17 protein-coding genes are annotated in these 16230 nt (G+C 53.2%); 8 read left to right on the top strand and 9 right to left on the bottom strand.

The window, feature by feature from the left end; translation table 11 throughout:
- Nucleotides 1–46 precede the first annotated feature (46 nt).
- The 3 genes from OSC10802_RS0132655 (at nt 47) to OSC10802_RS0132645 (ending at nt 4856) form a co-directional block, all read left to right on the top strand.
- The gene (locus tag OSC10802_RS0132655) at nt 47–1141 is read left to right on the top strand and encodes a sensor histidine kinase (RefSeq protein WP_017720973.1); all 1095 of its coding nucleotides are present in this window, start codon (nt 47–49) and stop codon (nt 1139–1141) included.
- Between the two features lie 522 nt (nt 1142–1663).
- Complete coding sequence (locus OSC10802_RS0132650) at nt 1664–3004, top strand: ABC transporter ATP-binding protein (protein WP_017720972.1); 1341 nt, start codon at nt 1664–1666, stop codon at nt 3002–3004.
- A gap of 112 nt (nt 3005–3116) precedes the next feature.
- On the top strand, nt 3117–4856 hold the full coding sequence (locus OSC10802_RS0132645; protein ID WP_017720971.1) for an ABC transporter permease: 1740 nt from the start codon (nt 3117–3119) through the stop codon (nt 4854–4856).
- 81 nt (nt 4857–4937) lie between these two features.
- Here OSC10802_RS0132645 and OSC10802_RS0132640 read toward each other — a convergent pair whose 3' ends face one another.
- Together OSC10802_RS0132640 and OSC10802_RS0132635 are read right to left on the bottom strand one after the other, a co-directional pair.
- Nucleotides 4938–5780, bottom strand: a complete 843-nt coding sequence (locus tag OSC10802_RS0132640; RefSeq protein WP_017720970.1) for a GGDEF domain-containing protein — start codon at nt 5778–5780, stop codon at nt 4938–4940.
- A 402-nt stretch (nt 5781–6182) separates the two neighbouring features.
- Complete coding sequence (locus OSC10802_RS0132635; protein ID WP_017720969.1) at nt 6183–7436, bottom strand: HhoA/HhoB/HtrA family serine endopeptidase; 1254 nt, start codon at nt 7434–7436, stop codon at nt 6183–6185.
- 76 nt (nt 7437–7512) lie between these two features.
- Between OSC10802_RS0132635 and OSC10802_RS56020 the strand changes: the two genes are divergently transcribed.
- The gene (locus OSC10802_RS56020) at nt 7513–7647 is read left to right on the top strand and encodes a hypothetical protein (protein WP_255349216.1); all 135 of its coding nucleotides are present in this window, start codon (nt 7513–7515) and stop codon (nt 7645–7647) included.
- A gap of 42 nt (nt 7648–7689) precedes the next feature.
- On the opposite strand, the gene OSC10802_RS56015 is transcribed toward OSC10802_RS56020, so the two are convergent.
- On the bottom strand, nt 7690–7815 hold the full coding sequence (locus OSC10802_RS56015) for a hypothetical protein (RefSeq protein ID WP_017720968.1): 126 nt from the start codon (nt 7813–7815) through the stop codon (nt 7690–7692).
- Nucleotides 7816–7880: 65 nt separating this feature from the next.
- Between OSC10802_RS56015 and OSC10802_RS0132625 the strand changes: the two genes are divergently transcribed.
- Nucleotides 7881–8354 (top strand): DUF2127 domain-containing protein, encoded by a 474-nt coding sequence (locus OSC10802_RS0132625; protein ID WP_232731865.1) that lies wholly within the window; start codon nt 7881–7883, stop codon nt 8352–8354.
- 104 nt (nt 8355–8458) lie between these two features.
- On the opposite strand, the gene OSC10802_RS0132620 is transcribed toward OSC10802_RS0132625, so the two are convergent.
- From OSC10802_RS0132620 to OSC10802_RS0132595, 6 genes are all read right to left on the bottom strand, one after another.
- Nucleotides 8459–9187, bottom strand: a complete 729-nt coding sequence (locus OSC10802_RS0132620; protein WP_026099017.1) for a Uma2 family endonuclease — start codon at nt 9185–9187, stop codon at nt 8459–8461.
- A gap of 425 nt (nt 9188–9612) precedes the next feature.
- Nucleotides 9613–11643 carry an nSTAND1 domain-containing NTPase gene (locus OSC10802_RS55115; RefSeq protein WP_017720965.1) on the bottom strand — a complete coding sequence of 677 codons (2031 nt, stop codon included), beginning with the start codon at nt 11641–11643 and terminating at the stop codon, nt 9613–9615.
- Nucleotides 11604–12167, bottom strand: coding sequence for an nSTAND1 domain-containing NTPase (locus OSC10802_RS45115; RefSeq protein WP_155969007.1), 564 nt, complete (start codon nt 12165–12167; stop codon nt 11604–11606). The genes OSC10802_RS55115 and OSC10802_RS45115 overlap by 40 nt, the downstream gene beginning before the upstream one ends.
- A gap of 212 nt (nt 12168–12379) precedes the next feature.
- A complete protein-coding gene (locus tag OSC10802_RS45110; RefSeq protein WP_017720963.1) occupies nt 12380–13492 on the bottom strand; it encodes a glucose-6-phosphate dehydrogenase in 1113 nt (370 codons plus the stop codon).
- Nucleotides 13470–13763: a hypothetical protein gene (locus OSC10802_RS56010; RefSeq protein WP_017720962.1), complete on the bottom strand. Its 294-nt coding sequence runs from the start codon at nt 13761–13763 to the stop codon at nt 13470–13472. The genes OSC10802_RS45110 and OSC10802_RS56010 overlap by 23 nt, the downstream gene beginning before the upstream one ends.
- Nucleotides 13764–13915: 152 nt before the next feature.
- Complete coding sequence (locus OSC10802_RS0132595; protein ID WP_017720961.1) at nt 13916–14152, bottom strand: hypothetical protein; 237 nt, start codon at nt 14150–14152, stop codon at nt 13916–13918.
- Nucleotides 14153–14384: 232 nt separating this feature from the next.
- Between OSC10802_RS0132595 and OSC10802_RS45105 the strand changes: the two genes are divergently transcribed.
- From OSC10802_RS45105 to OSC10802_RS42925, 3 genes are all read left to right on the top strand, one after another.
- Complete coding sequence (locus tag OSC10802_RS45105) at nt 14385–15254, top strand: DUF4384 domain-containing protein (RefSeq protein ID WP_017720960.1); 870 nt, start codon at nt 14385–14387, stop codon at nt 15252–15254.
- A 32-nt stretch (nt 15255–15286) separates the two neighbouring features.
- Nucleotides 15287–15466: a hypothetical protein gene (locus tag OSC10802_RS0132585; RefSeq protein ID WP_017720959.1), complete on the top strand. Its 180-nt coding sequence runs from the start codon at nt 15287–15289 to the stop codon at nt 15464–15466.
- A 121-nt stretch (nt 15467–15587) separates the two neighbouring features.
- Nucleotides 15588–16230: tetratricopeptide repeat protein (locus OSC10802_RS42925; protein WP_369797142.1), on the top strand; the 643-nt coding region annotated here is incomplete at its 3' end.

Genomic DNA, 16230 nt, shown 5'->3' with positions numbered 1-16230 from the left:
GCCCAATGCCCAATGCCCAATGCCCAATGCCCAATGCCCAATTAATATGACTAAAGCAGCACTGAGAACGCGCTTATTTTTCTCCCACTTACTGGTGATGGTGGTGGGCGTGGGCAGTTTTGTGATTACCAGCAAAGTTTCTTCGCCCCATTTGTTCGTCAGGCATCTGGAACAGCTAGAAGGCCCGGATTTCACCTTGCGCTACGCCCGCACTCAAATCGTGGAAGGGTTTGAAATCGCTTGGAATCGCAGCACTTTTTGGGCGGTTGTTGTCGGTGGCACGGCTGCCGGTGGCCTGTCGTACTGGGTGGCTAAACGGATTACGCAGCCGCTGAATCAGATGGAAAAAATCACTCAAAAGTTTGCCCGAGGTCAGATGGATGAGCGGATGCCGGCGTGGGAAATTCCAGAACTGAACCGGCTGGGTGCCAGTTTCAACCGCATGGCAGCCAGTCTGGAAGGCGTGGAGGTGCGCCGGCGGCAGCTGATTGGCGACTTGAGCCACGAATTGCGCACGCCTTTAACGGTTATGCGCGGTTATTTGGAGGAACTCGCTGATGGCAGGATTGAACCCTCTCCAGATATTTATTTGCGGCTGGTGAGGGAAACCCGGCGCATGCAGCGGTTAGTGAGCGATTTGCAAGAGCTCTCGAAGGCGGAGGCTGGGTATTTGCCGATTAATTTGCAGCCGGTGAATCTGCGTCCGCTGTTGGCATCTCTGGTGGAGAAATTTGCCGACCAAGTGCTCGAAGACGGGCCGGTCCTGCGATTGGAGTGCCCGCAACAGCTGCCGCCGGCACTGGCGGATGCGGACCGCACCGAGCAAATTTTGGTCAACCTGCTGGGAAATGCGCTGCGCCACACCGCTGCCGGTTCAATTGCGGTTCGCGCCTGGACTGACACCGGCAAACTCTGGGTGGCGGTAACGGATACCGGCACCGGCATTGCGCCTGAAGATTTGCCCCACGTCTTTGAGCGCTTCTGGCGCGCGGACCAGTCCCGATCTCGGGATTCTGGCGGCAGTGGCTTGGGTTTGGCCATCTCTCGCCGGCTGGTTGAGCTGCAAGGTGGCCAAATTGAGGTGGAAAGCCGGTCGGGTGAGGGCAGCACTTTTCGCTTTTGGCTGCCTTTGGCTGAGTGAGGTGCCCTGTTATAGCAGTAACCACTTAGGGAACGGACATTCTGGCTCCCCTGCTCCTGAGCTCCCGAAGCTCCCCGGCTCCCGTTGCTCCCCGGCTCCTGCTGTCCTAAGCAATATGGCTACTGCTATAGCGCGCCCGGCGGCAAGCTTTCTCAAGATTGTCACAAACCAGTCACGAGATCGACACACCCGAAACCTAAGCTGAAATTAGTGAAATGGGTTCCGGTTCTGGCCATGCCTGGTATGATTCTTTCTCTATTTCTGGTGAGTCTGCTGGTTTGTTCGGGATGGGCTGCCATCGCCTACCTGTTCCCTCACACCACCCCCCCAGACTAACCCCTCAACTGGTGTCGCAGCTCACACTCAATCACCCCCAGATGGATGCTAAACTATCCGTGCCCTGGAATGGAGCGGGAGAGTCACCTGCCGTCAGGGAATCGAGTTGGCCTCTGTCAAGGGCGTTTGCTGGAATGCCGCCAGTCAATGCCCAACCGCTATTACTAACGCGCCCCAGGGGGAGTTATGGTCGTCAAAGCAGCAACCAAGCAATTAATTGCGCTGGCAGGTGTGGGCAAGTCTTACAAACAACCCAACGGCCAGGAAATCACAATCCTGGAGCCGATCGATCTGGAGCTGGTTTCAGGGCAGATTGTCGCCTTGCTCGGGCCCTCCGGTTCGGGGAAGTCCACCTTGATGCGGATGATTGCCGGTCTGGTTCCGCCCACGCGGGGTCAAATTCTTTACCACAACCGGCCATTAGTGGGCTTAAATTCGGGAGTGGCCATAGTTTTTCAAAATTTTGCCCTCTATCCCTGGTTAACGGTGCTGGAAAATGTGGAGCTGGGGTTAAAGGCAAAGGGAGAGCTCCCAGAGGCGCGGCGGCAAAAGGCGCTGCGCATGATCGATGTTATCGGTCTGGATGGGTTTGAAAATGCGTATCCAAAAGAACTCTCTGGCGGGATGCGCCAGCGGGTGGGATTTGCCAGAGCCCTAGCCGTCGAGCCGGAATTGCTTTGCATGGATGAGCCTTTCTCCGCTCTCGACGTGCTGACGGCAGAAAACCTGCGCTTTGAGTTATTAGATTTGTGGTTAGATCGTCGCATTCCCACCCAGTCTATTTTAATTGTTACCCACGGGATTGAAGAGGCGGTAATTTTGGCAGACCGGATTGTCGTTCTCGGTCGCAATCCGGGGCGAATCCGGGCAGATATTGCAGTGAAGCTGCCTCACTATCGCGACCGCAAAAGCCCCCAGTTCCAGGCGCTCGTAGACCAGGTTTACAAAATTCTCACCCAGCCGGATATCAGCTGCGAAATTAGCCAGCCGGCCCCCACCGTTTCTGAGCCGCAACCGGCTCAAACCGCCAAATACCAGTCTTTGCCGCCGGTGCGGACAGGCGCGATTGCTGGCTTTCTGGAACTCTTGGAGGACCGGCAAGGAGACTTGTACCGCCTCGCGCAAGAATTGCTCCTGGAAGTGGATGAGATGCTCCCCATCGTTGAGGCAGCAAAGCTGATGAATCTCGTCTCTGTCCAGCAGGGGGATATTAGCCTCACTCCTGTAGGGCAGCAGTTCCTTGCCGGCGGGATTGATGAGCGCAAACAAATTATTCGCACCCAAATCCTAGACAATATCCGCCTCGTACAGCAAATTTACCGCCTGATTCAGGCGAAGCGCAATCAGCGCATTCCCAAAGAGCTGATCCTGGATATTCTGGAAGTCCACTTCAGCCCGCAAGAAGCAGAGCTGCAACTGGAAACTGCTATCGACTGGGGGCGCTACGCAGAACTCTATGGCTACGACAAGCCGGCTGGAGAAATTTTCTTAGAAACCAGTCAGCCACCGCTGGCTGTTCATAATTAAAATAGAGCGGTGAGAAACCGGTTGAATCCCGGCAAGAAGTGAGAGCCTCCCAGCTCTCGCAGTTTTGTTTTTAACTCGCTCCCGGTACAATAGCTAAAAATCTCAAACCGGCATGACTAGACCCCTGACTCCCCAGAATAAAACTTTAGACCGGACGGCTTGTAATTGGCCAGATTTCTTGCTAATTTTAGCAATTTTTTCTCTGATTGCGGTGGTTGTCCAAACAGCGGCGCAATTCAGCGGTTCCTACAGCCCGGCGCTCAAAATTGAGACGAGCGTAACCGTTTTACCCGCATACACAGCCCAAACCCTTTTGCGCATGGGTGTGGCTTATTTTTTATCCCTGCTGTTTACGCTGATATACGCCTACAGCGCTTATCGCTTCCCCCTGGCTGCTAAATTTTTAATTCCCCTGCTGGATATTTTGCAGTCAATTCCAGTTTTGTCTTTTTTACCGGGAGTGGTTCTAGCCCTCATTACCTTATTTCCCGGTGAGCGGATTGGCGTGGAGCTGGCCGCCATCCTGCTGATTTTCACCGGCATGACTTGGAACATGACTTTTAGCTTTTATCAATCTCTCTGCGGGATTCCGCGAGAGCTGCGAGAAGCCGCCAGAGTCTACCGGCTGAACGCTTGGCAGCAGTTTTGGACTTTAGAGCTGCCGGCGGGGGCAATTGGCTTGGTGTGGAACAGCGTCATGTCTGTGGCGGGCGGTTGGTTTTTTCTGATTGCCATTGAATCCTTTACTTTGGGCGACAAACAGTTTCACTTGCCCGGTTTGGGGTCTTTTTTGGGGACAGCAGCTGAGGAGGGAAATTTTGGGGCGATTGCCTGGGGCCTGTCGGTGTTGATTGCCGTAATTGTGGCGATTGATTTTTTTCTTTGGCAGCCGCTGATTGCCTGGGTGGAGAAATTTAAGATGGAGACGGTGGAAGCCCAAAGTTCGCCCCGCTCTGCTGTCCTGGCTTTTTTGCGGCGCTCTCCCACGGTGAGGATTTTAACATCGCGCCTGCTGCCGGTGCGGGAGAGTTTCGACTTGGCTTTAGCCAGAACGTTTGCGCCTCCGAGCGCAGTCAGTGCGGACCGCAGCCGGCGCTCCCCGATCTCTCAGTGGGTGAGCTGGCTGTTTGTCAGCGGGTTTGCCTTGATTGTTTTGTGGGGGACTTGGGAAGCTGTGATGCTGCTGCGAGTTTTGGGACTGTCTGACTGGCAAAAAGTTATTGCTGGGGCGATTTTTACCGCCTTGCGGGTCCTCAGCGCTCTCCTTTTGTCGCTGCTGTGGGCGGTCCCGGTGGGGGTGGCCATCGGTCGCAATCCCCGTCTGGCTCAGGTTTTGCAACCTCTGGTGCAAATAGCCGCTTCCGTACCGGCAACTGCTTTATTTCCTGTTTTGCTGCTGCTTTTAACCCAGATTGGCGGTGGCTTGCAGATCGGCTCGGTGGCTCTGATGATGCTGGGGACGATGTGGTATTTGCTGTTTAATGTGATTGCCGGCGCTCAAGCTATTCCCTCCGACCTATTTGAAGCGGCGAAGATTTATAAACTCTCCCTCATCGAGCGCTGGCGCACCGTGATTCTGCCAGGAATTTTCCCCTATTTGATTACGGGTATTATTACGGCTGTTGGGGGGGCTTGGAATGCCAGTATTGTCAGTGAGTACGTGCAGTTCAAAGGCCAGGTCATCGTCACAGCTGGTCTGGGCGCAACGATCTCTCAGGCAACCGCCACCGGCAATTTTCCTTTGCTGCTGGCTGCTACGAGTGTGATGTCGCTCCTCGTGGTGCTGACCAATCGTTTAGTCTGGCGTCCGCTTTACCGCTTGGCTCAGGAAAAATATCAGCTCCTGGTTTAAGTAAAAGAGTTTAGAAACCGGCTTTCTTTAAGAAACCCGGTTCCTCTAACTCTCGAACCCCGCTGCTTAATTGCTCGTGGCTTACTCTGTGAAACGCTCGTGCTTTACCATATTCTTGCCGTTCTGTTTGGCAAAGTACATGAGACTGTCGGCTCTCTCTATCATTTCCTCAACTGAAGTCGGTGGCTGGATGAAGGTAACTGCACCGATGCTAAAGGTTACCGGCCATTTTAGATCGATTACAGCCTCTAAGAGTGCGTTCTGAACTCGACTGATGGCTATTTGGGCGGGGTCGTATGCCGTCTCGGGCAGCAGGATGGCAAATTCATCCCCTCCGAGTCTGGCGATTAGATCGGTGCTGCGCAAATTAGTCAGAATAGTTTTAGCGATTAGTTTTAACAGGTCGTCGCCCGTGCGAAAGCCAAAATCTTCGTTAAAATGCTTGAAATTATCGGCATCAATATAGGCCACCGTCAGGGGGGTTCTGTACCTTTTTGCCCGGGCGATTTCCATGCCGGCTAATTCAAAAAAAGCCCGCCGGTTGGACAAGTTGGTCAGGGCATCTGTTCTAGCTAGCTTTCTCTCCCGATCCTGAGAATATCTAATCTCTCCTATCAGATAGGTAGCATTTGCAAAAAAGATAAATCTCATGAAGGCGTTCCACACTGGGATCGCAAAATAGCCGGCGGTGTTTTCTGCAGGATTGACTAGATACCACGTTACCGCACTGGCGAGAGAGATCAGCAAACCGGCCACCTCACCAGCTAGCCAAGCTGTCAGAGATACCGGAATTAAATAAAACGGTGAGAAAGAAATATTTGGGGGAATTTTAGAGTCGATAGCTCCCAGCAGAAGCACCAGGATAATTCCTAATAACAGTGCGAGGGGCTTGGGTTGTTTTTGCAGAGATCTGATTATATTCATTCCAGAAGCGTTCCTGACCTATTACTTAAGGGGGGCTGAAATCTGGCACCGTCACTACAAAACAGCTAGGCAAGCCGCAGGGGAGGGGAGTGCCAGATATCAAGTTATAGCAGCAGGCATTTAGGGCGCGGACATTAATGGCATGGCGCATGGCGCATGGCGCATGGCCCCGGGCGCATCATGGAAGACACACAGCTGCATGCGTTCTGGCGATGATGCGATGATGCCCTTTTGCGTGATGCCCATGTCCTAAACTGACTGTTTCTTGCTATACAAAATAGCTAGGCAAGCCGCTTGCTTGAGCGGGGTGCCAGATATAAATTCTAGTATGCCACTAAAAAAGGGACGGGCAACACGCCCATCCCATCTAATTGGAGCGAGAAACCTCTAAGGAAAAGCCAGCTATTGCACTTGGGCGGGGAAAGCGCCGGTGCGCACAGCTACGTTGAGGTTCTGGCTGTTGCGGCGCAACTGCACCTGCAGATCGCCACCCACCTTCCCTTTTTCCACGGCTTGCTGCACGCTGCCAGCATCCGTCACCGACTGGCCATTGATTTGTTTGATCACGTCACCGGCACGCAGTCCGGATTTAGCTGCCGGTGAGTTGGGCATGACTTTCACAATCAGCACGCCTTGATCCTCATCCACACTCAGAGCGGCGTTGGGATTGCTGTTGATATCTTTCTTCAGTTCCGGGGTGAGCGTCACCATCTGGATGCCCAAATACGGGTGATCCGCCTTGCCGGTGGCGATCAGCTGCCCGGCGATATTTTGCGCCCTATTGATGGGAATGGCGAAGCCCAGCCCTTGAGCGCCCTGGATAATCGCCGTATTCATGCCAATCACCTCACCGGCAGCATTCAGCAGCGGTCCGCCAGAGTTGCCGGGATTAATCGCCGCATCCGTTTGAATAAAGCTCACTCGCTTATCGGGGACGCCAATTTGGGAGCTCGTGCGACCGGTGGCGCTGATAATGCCCACGGTGACGGTATTGTCAAGCCCCAGGGGGTTGCCGATGGCGATCGCCCACTCTCCGGGTTGCAGCTTCTCGGAGTCGCCCACCGCCACGGTTGGCAGGTTGCTGGCCTCAATCTTGACAACGGCCACATCCGTCACCGCATCCGTACCGAGCACTTTGCCCTTGAAGCTGCGCCCATCCTTGAGCGTCACCATCACCGTATCGGCACCATCCACCACATGGGCGTTGGTGAGAATTTGACCGTTAGAATTTATAATAAAGCCGGAACCGCTCCCCTTTTCAACCCGCTGCTCGGGTTCCTGGGGCACGCGAGAGCCAAAAAACTGGCGGAAGAATGGATCGTTGAAGGCATCGGGCACCTGAGAAGTCACTGTGCGGGAGGAGTCGATTCGCACCACAGCCGGCCCGACTTTCTCAACCACTGCGGTAATAAAATTGGAGTCTGCACTCACCGGCAGTCTGGTTTGAATCCCTGGGGGTGCCGGTGCCGGTGCCGCTTGCGCCACAGGTTGGGACTGCTGGGATAAGAGCGGCTTGTTAGAAAGTAAGTAGGTGCCTGACAAGGTGATGCCGGCTCCCAGGAAAAGCATCGACAAGTAGCTGGCTGACTTTTGCCAGGAAAATTGGCCTTTGGGAGTGCCGGAGTCAGAGTGGGAGTCGTGGGGTTGTGTTTGCATCTGTATCACCTGGTCCTGTCTGGGTTGTCTACAAGAGACTACACTATTTAATTTATACACTCCGTATGACGCTCCTGTGACGGGACTGTTGCAGTTGGGTGAAAATTTTCAGCTCTCCTTCCAGCTCTCGGTGCTGGGGGGTGCCGGTGCCTGCCGGTGCGGGAAATTCACACCGGCTTCACCGCAACTTCACAACTGGCTGGTAAAATGATTGTTAATCGGTCGCTGGGGGCTTGACGCTCGCTTTCACTGTTCAGGCACTCTCCCCAGCGACTTCCATAACCGGCTCCCCCAGCACCCCCCAGGAGCACCACCGGCACCCCGCCGGCTCCCTCAGCCGCAAGCCCTCCAGGTGCCGGCTCAGCAAATTCTTTGCCACCGGCTCGTTTTTGTGCTATAATATGTAAGTTTGGTTGAGGTATGGGGACAGCTCCAGTAATTTTCGTGGGAAAAGTAAAAAAGCGCTCAGCCGGTTTAATGGCGATAGTTTTCTACAAGGCTTTCAGCGCCTCCCTGCTGGCTTGCACCTCCGCTGCTATCTTGCTGGCGGTGAAACACTATGAGGGTTTGCAGGACTTTGCTGAAGAGTACGCCTTAGAGGGAAAACTGCAAATTATTAAATTTTTGCTAGAAAACCTTTCTAACCTCAAGCCGAGAACCTTAGAGTTTAGCGGCATAGCCGCCGGCATATATTCCGCTATTTCTCTTGTTGAAGCCCTTGGCTTGTGGTATCAGAAAGCTTGGGCGACATTCTTAGTGCTGGGGCTGGTAGGGATTAGCCTGCCGGCAGAGATATTCGAGCTATTCCGGAGCGTCACCCCGGTAAAATTGGTCGTATTTGTGGTAAACTTAGCTGTGTTTTGGTACTTGCTGCGCGAGAGATTAAAAGACAAGAAGTCAGAGAGTGCCGGCGGTTAACGGCGCGGTGCCGGTGAGAGTTTGTCAGCACTATAATTTCTCTAAAGGACAGGCGAGACGCCTGTCCTACGTCCTGCGAGTTCAGGACTTACGCCAAGCCATTTTCACTCGGGTAACTCGCCAAAATTTTCCCGATAGCGAGCCAGCAGAGCCTCCATTTCTTCCCGCCGCCGGCGCTCCTGTTCGGCGCGTTCTTCCGCTTGCTGTCGCGCTTCGATTTCTTGCAAGAGTTCCTGAGTTTTCTGGCGCAGCGCCTCCGCTAGCTCCGTAGGAATCAGCAATTTCTCGCCGGTATCCTCCCGATAAAAGCCAATCAGTTTATCCTCCACTGCTAAACGCAATTGCAGCAGGGTGCTGCGACTGTCTGCAATCGGAAAGTAAATTTCTTCTTCTTCCCGCAGGCGATAGCCGCGCAATTTTTCTTCGACCCACTCCCCTCTGGGGTCAAACAGCCAGTATTCCTTTACCCCCATTTGCTCATAGATGGTTTTCTTGAAATTTTGGTCTTCCTTTTGAGTGCCCTTTGAAGTCATTTCAAAAATGACTGCCGGCACTTGTCCTTCCTCCCAAATTTTGTAATTGTCCCGCCCGCCAGGGGCGACATCAAAAATCACCATCACATCGGGGGCTACCCGCATTTTTGGGAAGCCCTGGGCGTAATAAAGGAACTGGTTGCCCAGCACAGTCGCCTGACGCCCCGCTAGGTATTGTTTCAGGACTTCTAGGGCTGTCATCATTGCATACAGGTGGTCATAAGTTTCAGCCACCGGCTCTCCATCCGCACTGGGGTAGAAGATTTCGGTTTGGTCGGGGTTGGATAAAATCGCAGTCATATTTAGGCCAGCGAGCATCACAACTCTATTATAGCGTTTCTCCTATTAGTGAGGTGCTGAGAAACCCGGTTTCTTAAAGAAACCGAGTTTCTGGGCCATCGTGCGAACCGCTATATATACTTTTGGCGAGCGTTTGTTCGGATTTTGTGTGAGCAGCTCCCCTGAAGGATCGCCAAAGAACTAGATAGAGATTCTCAAAATTTTTTTGGCGAAGGGGTTGACAGAGGCGGGCGGCTTGCGGTATCTTAGTATCATGGGAAAATGTGCCGGCATATAAGGTGGCTGCAAGAGAGAAGCGTCGGGGCTGCCGAGTTGAAGTAAGTGGGCGACAAGAAACGTAACATTCATAAACCTGGTTTTTTCAACAAACCAGATTTATTAAGTCATCCTGAGTTGTGCCACCCAGATTTCGGGTGAGAGCGCCCCTACTCCTCACTCTCGTCAAAGTTAACCCGCTCGTAGATATCCCGCAAGGGAATTTGGAAGTCTAGGGAAGACAGCGCCAGCACTGCATCAGCGGAGTCATATTCAGTCAACACCCATTTGCCTTCGGAGTTTTTAGCAAACTGCTCAACCTTAAATCTGTATTGCTCTATCATAATATATTCCTGCAACTCAGGAATTGAGCGGTAAAACTCAAACTTGTCCCCCCGGTCATAGTTTTTAGTTGATTTTGATAGAACTTCCACAATCAGCATGGGATTGGTGATTGTGTCTTTGCGATTTTCGTGATACACCGGCTCTCCCTGAATAACCATGACATCGGGATAGGTGTAGATGCGATAGCGCGGTATCCACAAGCGCCAAGCATAAAAACCCGATATTTCTGCCCTCGGAGCGCACCCCACCTGCAGCCAAGCTTTCCAGCCACTCCGCCACAACCGCACGGTTTTGTCCGAACTGCCACTGACGATATACTGACCATCCGGGCTAAATGCGACTGAGCTGACCCAAGACTGATGCCCTTGGAAAGGCTGGCCCACCGGCTCCCCCTTGCGGTTCCACAATCGCACTGTTTTGTCCCAACGGCCACTGACGATAAACTGGCCATCCGGGCTAAAGGCGACTGAGTAGACCGTACCCTGATGTCCTCGGAAAGGCCGACCTACCGGCTCCCCCTTGAGGTTCCACAACCGCACTGTTTTGTCCCAACTGCCACTGACGATATACTGGCCATCCGGGCTAAAGGCGACTGAGTAGACGTAATCCTCATGCCCTTGGAAAAGATTTTCTTCTGTGGATGTTTGAATCGCACTCAGCAAAGTGGACTGAACCGGGCTGAGAACCTGCTTCAATTCTGACTGGTTCTCGCCCGCCGCCTGAATTGCCAGAACCAGCCCATATACAGGATTTACAGATAGCAAATCCTCCGCCCTCGCTGCTTTTTCCCGCATCTGAGCTTCCAGCAGCAGATTGTTAGCAATCAAAGCCAGTGCGGTGACAATCGCCGCCGACACAACCCCAACACCAACAGCATTCACAGCGGCGCGGCGGGCTTTTCTTTCCTGCTCCAGGCGGCGTTCTGTCTGTTGTTGGAGCAATTGAGCCCGCCACTCCAAACTCTTCTCCACAAACTCCCGCTCGTGATCGCTAAATTCCTCGCCGCGCTTCAGCAGCCAATCTTTCGCCACATCCAGCGCAATCCCGCCCAACACCGCCCTGTTATCTCTGTTGCGACTCTCCCACTGCGCGATTGCCGGTGGCAACCCATCTTGCCAAGTGCGGAACTCCCGACTCGCACCCACCCACTCGCGCAACCGCCCCCAGTGCTCAATCAGCGCCTCATGCACCATTTCCACCGTCTCTTCGCCGGTTTTCTGGTTGCGATCCGTCACCACCAGTCGCGCATCCGCCAACCGCCTCACCAAATCCCAGTTTTCCTCATTTAAATCAGCGCCAGTCACCACGCGGCGAGTGTCTTTGGTTCCCGCACCCGGATGCACCAACTGGATAAACACCTTCTCGGCTTTTTTCCTGTCACCCTCGCTCAGCTGCGCATAAACAGATTCGGCATACTTCGCCAGCGCCTCCACCCCCCCGCCAATCTCCGTATACGCCGTGTGCGTCAGAGTTTGATTCGCCTGTCTCTCCCACAGCTCAGTCAGGGCGAACTCCAGCAGCGGCAAATGTCCCGATTGCTCCCAAACCGCATCAATCAGGCGTTTTGCCAGCTCTTCCTCCAGCCGAACTTTCATTTTTGCCGCCGGCTTTTCTATCGCTTCCTGCAATTCCTCGCGACTCATCGGGCTGAGGAATTGCAGCTCGCACTGTTTCAGCGCCTCCGCAAAAGGAGAGTAAGCGATCGCAGCGGGAAAAAAGTCGGCTCGCAGGGTGAGGACCAGGGTAAATCGGGGTGCGCTATTCACCGCCCTCAGCAAACTATCCAAAAAGCGCCGCCGCACCGGCTCATCTTCAGTCAGAGTGTAGAGCTCCTCAAACTGATCTGCAACCAGCAACGAGTTTCGGGCGCAATCCTTTCTATAACCTTCCCCCACTCCCCGCCGGCGGTGTTGGAAGTTGGGGAGTGGGTTTCACCGGCAACCAGCGCCTCGATAATATCCTGCAGCCCCCTGTCGCTGTGACGCAATTCAGTCTCCAATTCCAATTCAGCCAGCCGGCGGTTAACTTCTCCCGATACTTCAGGCAAAAATTGCCGGCTGTCACCCACAGGCGTTGCTGGATTTAAACTTTTCCCACTCCCAGAAAACCCGCTCTTACTCCCCCTCCCCGCCTGCGGGGAGGGGGTTGGGGGGTGGGGTTCATCAGGCAATTGTGCGACGTCAGAAATTAAACGCCCCAACTCAGCGAGCGCCACCGCCAGCGCCGCAAACGGATCTTTTCCCGGGCGAAAAGAAGAAACAATCCGCACCGGCATTTCACTGCTATCCCAGTGGCGCAACAAAGGAATCAGCCCCGCAAACACCACAGAAGACTTCCCCAACCCACTCGCACCGATAACCGGCACGAGAGTGCTAAGCAAGTATTGGGTGCCGGTGAGTTACCGCAGGTTGTTTTGGAAAATGTACCGTTTACGGTTGTTTGAGCCGGTGGGGGGGTGAGCGTCGCGTTTTGGCACATATATCCGGGCTCTAGATACTGCGACAGACAAAGCCCGCCTAGGCGGGCTTTTTTATAGCAGTGGGGTGCGTTACGATTTGCGGAACGCACCCTACAGATATTAGCTATCGCCGGCTACAGCCATCCCCGCGCCTCTACCGGCAGCCAGTCTTTGGCTTGCACCGGGAAGGTGCCCATCTGGTAGTTGATTGGAGAAGACTCCCGCCCCGCTTCCAGAATCTCTGCCACTCGCAAGGCTTGAATGGCTTCAACTGCGCCAGAAAAGCTGGATTTATCTCCTGCAAGTAAGATATCCGACAGCAATTTGACGTAGGCGGGTTGGTTGACTTCATGGAAGGCACTTTGATAGGTGAATTCCATCTTCACCGGCTCAAGTTTTATGCCTGAACCGGGCTGTTTCACGTTAAAATAGAAGCAGATACCTTCGTTGGGGTGGTGGCGAAACACCAAGCGGGCTGGCTGGGTGGCTGAGGGAAATAATTCCCGCACGCCCGTTCGCTGTTTGAACACTATTTCGATGCCGGTGTGCTTGTCTGGCAATGCTTTGCCGGTGATAATTTTAAGGGGGACTCCTTTCCATCGCCGCAAGGTGGACTCCAGGGTAAAGGCGGCTAGAGTTGGCGTCTTGGAATTGGGGTTTCCGCACTCTTCCCGATACCCGCTGTATTGCCCCCACACCGCTTTCTGGGCGTCTGTTACCCGCAGGGATAGCGCCGCGATCTCCTTTTGCTTTCTCACTTCTTGAATATCCAGCGATGCCGGCAGTTCCATGATTATTGGAAGCAGCATTGACAAGATAAGGTGGCTGTGCATGTCTTTTAGGCATCCACCCACAGACTCGAAAAAACTAGCCCGTTCTTTGCCTACGGGGATTTTTTCCAGGGCGCAGATGCGGATTTCGGATACAAACCGCCGGCTTAACAGCGGTTCAAAGGGGGTGTTGTGCCGAAATGCAAGCAGATTGGCGAAACTTTCTTTGAGATTGAAATGCTCGACTAATTCTACCCGATTTTCTTTGCCTGTTCGCCGGAGGAGTTCCTGCAAGGCTTGCCCTTCTGGCAGTGTCGGGGCGATCGGTTTCTCGACAACTGCTATATTGTTAGGGCTTTCCAGCAATCCGGCTGCTGCCAGCCCTTTGAGTGCGCTGGGGTATGATTTGGGTGGAAGGGACATGTAAAAAACTGCCGGTTCTTGTCCAATTATATCACGCAACTGCCGGTAACTCATCATTAGCCTCCAAATTAAACGGGATGTAAACAATGTGCTGAGCAAATTTGTCCCAATCACGAGCGCTGCTTTCTGGGGCAGTTTTTTTGGCTTTCATGGAATCGAGGATTTTGGTGCGGTAAGTCTCTGTTGACCACTCCTCAAGCCCCAGGGCTACAATCTGGAAGTCTGGGGGAAGTTGACCGGCGCACCAGAGCTGATATAATCCAGGCATAATCTGGCGGGCGCTCAGATCGCCGGTGGCTCCATAGAGGACGAATTTTTTGACCATGATTTTTTGAGCTTGTGCGGTACTCTTCTCGTTTCTAGCGCAGTGAGAGTGTGGCTGTAAAGCGAATTATGTCGAAGAATGTAGAGCGGACAAAAAGCCTGAAGCTGGCTGATTTCAGAGGCGCGGATCGCGCCTCTACGTTGAAAACCAAATCAACCAAACCAAACCGATGGGGCAAGTGATTCTGGGGCGTGCCGGTGCAAAACCCGCCAGATGGCGTGGTAAATATCCACTTCGCCTAACCGCATTTCGGTTATGACCATTTGGCAGACTTCTGGATTGGCGCAGGCTTGCTGCATTGCCGGTGGGGCCAATTCTAGGTTTTGCTGAATCTTAGCAGAGAGCCGGTCCTCTGTGGTTAGGGCTGCAATTTGAAAATGGGCGATCATCTTTTTTTCTCCTGGGTTAAAATGAGAGGGGCTTGATCCCCGTGCTTAAATCCACTCTGCCTTAGTTTCCTGGATATGAGAAGCGAAAAATGTAGAGCCAAGTCGAGACATGTCGGAGCGTCCAAAGGCCAAAAGTAGATTGATGTAGAATTATGTAGATAAACGTAGATGGGGGCTTGACGAACTCAGGTTGGCGATGATAAGGTAAAAGTGCCAAGCGAAAGGAGAAAGTATGACTTTACCCAGCTATGAGGAGTATGAGGGACAGTTCCTGGAAGCAATGGCCACGCGCTTTGGCTTCACGGGAAAGAACCTACTTATATTTGAGAAACGGTTTCTCGAAGGTAATGCCGGTGTCCTCGGCGAACAGTTGGCCACTAAATGCGAGACAAAGTTGATAGAAGGAACCAAAAACGGAGATGCTTCACGGATTTTCCGGCAGCAGTTGAGTGCGATTTGCGACAAGCTTGAGGCGGCGGGATGTCCGCCTACCGAGAACCCTAAAGATCGCTGGAAAAATGCCAAGCGGTGGCTGCGCGAGGTCAAATTTCCCGAATGGGCGAAGGAGCAAGGTCTAGTCGAACCGCCACCGGAACTCACTCCCGACCAACTCTGGGATCAATTAAAGGACAAAGCCACGCCCACTGAAAAAATGGGGCCGGTGCTGGTTCAGCGGGGGCCAACCCTGGATATGTGGACAACGCCGAGTCAGTACCCACAATACGTCCCTCTGGGGAGCCAGATTCGCTTTGAGGTGAATCTGGAAAGTGGCGGTTACTTGCTGCTGCTGGAAAAAGGAACGTCGGGGAACTTGTGGTGCTTGTGCCCCTCATTTTTGGCCCCGCAGCCCCACCTGCCGGCGGGAGTGGCAACTTTGCCGCAAGAGAAGTCGCCGCACAAATTGCTGACAATATCCGGTATGGCGGGTAAGGAGGAGATTGTTGCCCTGATCGCCAAGGAATCGCCACCCCTCGACTGGCTGCCACAAGGGACTCAGCCCCCTTTGCAACTGAAGAAAGACCACCTGAACGACTTGCTGGCGTACCTGAATCGCCGCCCAGACTGTCAAGTCCTTTACACGGAATACACGGTAACGGCATAATTGCAGCCCGCAAGGCAGGAGAGAACTTAGAGATGGACAAACAGCGCATTGAAGCCTATCTGAATTTGATTCAAGAACTGCTGAGTTGCCCCAGAGAAGAGCAACCAGAGATTTGGCGGGCGAATTCGCACCTGGTTGAGCGGGGATTGGTGGCGGTGATGGAAGTGGTAAATGCCGATATGATAGAGGAGGGCGAACTTAATGCTATTTAATAAATGGTGGCGAAATCTAGGGGCGCAATTTATAGAGCTGGGTGCAAAAGTGCAATGTAAACTGCTAAACCAACAGGCTTTTGAACTTTATCGCCAGGGCCAATTCGCTGAGGCAGTAGTTGTGGCAGAACAAGGTGTAAAGTTAGCCTTATCGCTTTACAGGGGAGACCACCCCGATCTAGCCATAAGCCTCAACAATTTGGCATTTTTCTACGAATATCAGGGGCGCTACGAAAAAGCGGAACCCTTGTATGAGGAAGCCTTGGCGATGAGAAAGCGCCTGTTTAAAGGCGACCACTACTATGTAGGCAATAGCCTAAACAATTTAGCATACTTTTACTATTTCCAGGGGCGCTACGAGAAAGCGGAAACGCTGTATGAGGAAGCTTTGGCGATGATAAAGCGCCTGTTTGGAGGCAACCACCCCGATGTCGCCATAAGCCTCAATAATTTGGCATTAATCTACCATTCCCAGGGGCGCTACGAGAAAGCGGAACCGCTGTATGAGGAAGCTTTGGCGATGAGAAAGCGCCTGTTTAAAGGCGACCACCCCGATGTAGCCAGAAGCCTCAACAATTTGGCAGCACTCTACAAATCCCAGGGGCGCTACGAGAAAGCGGAACCGCTGTATGAGGAAGCTTTGGCGATGAGAAAGCGCCTGTTTCAAGGCGACCACCCCGATGTCTCCATTAGCCTCAACAATTTGGCAGAAATCTACTATTCCCAGGGTCGCTACGAGAAAGCGGAACCGCTGTATGAGGCAG

Origin of the sequence: Kamptonema formosum PCC 10802, assembly GCF_000332335.1 — a bacterium.
GTDB lineage: Bacteria > Cyanobacteriota > Cyanobacteriia > Cyanobacteriales > Oscillatoriaceae > Oscillatoria.
Note: the sequence above shows the minus strand (reverse complement) of the source record. Positions and strands in the feature narration are given on the sequence as shown.

Coding starts and splice junctions, on each gene's coding strand:
- OSC10802_RS0132655 (WP_017720973.1), top strand. CDS start 47: ATGACTAAAGCAGCACTGAGAACGCGCTTATTTTTCTCCCACTTACTG.
- OSC10802_RS0132650 (WP_017720972.1), top strand. CDS start 1,664: ATGGTCGTCAAAGCAGCAACCAAGCAATTAATTGCGCTGGCAGGTGTG.
- OSC10802_RS0132645 (WP_017720971.1), top strand. CDS start 3,117: ATGACTAGACCCCTGACTCCCCAGAATAAAACTTTAGACCGGACGGCT.
- OSC10802_RS0132640 (WP_017720970.1), bottom strand. CDS start 5,780: ATGAATATAATCAGATCTCTGCAAAAACAACCCAAGCCCCTCGCACTG.
- OSC10802_RS0132635 (WP_017720969.1), bottom strand. CDS start 7,436: ATGCAAACACAACCCCACGACTCCCACTCTGACTCCGGCACTCCCAAA.
- OSC10802_RS0132620 (WP_026099017.1), bottom strand. CDS start 9,187: ATGACTGCGATTTTATCCAACCCCGACCAAACCGAAATCTTCTACCCC.
- OSC10802_RS45110 (WP_017720963.1), bottom strand. CDS start 13,492: ATGAGTTACCGGCAGTTGCGTGATATAATTGGACAAGAACCGGCAGTT.
- OSC10802_RS56010 (WP_017720962.1), bottom strand. CDS start 13,763: ATGGTCAAAAAATTCGTCCTCTATGGAGCCACCGGCGATCTGAGCGCC.
- OSC10802_RS0132595 (WP_017720961.1), bottom strand. CDS start 14,152: ATGATCGCCCATTTTCAAATTGCAGCCCTAACCACAGAGGACCGGCTC.
- OSC10802_RS45105 (WP_017720960.1), top strand. CDS start 14,385: ATGACTTTACCCAGCTATGAGGAGTATGAGGGACAGTTCCTGGAAGCA.
- OSC10802_RS0132585 (WP_017720959.1), top strand. CDS start 15,287: ATGGACAAACAGCGCATTGAAGCCTATCTGAATTTGATTCAAGAACTG.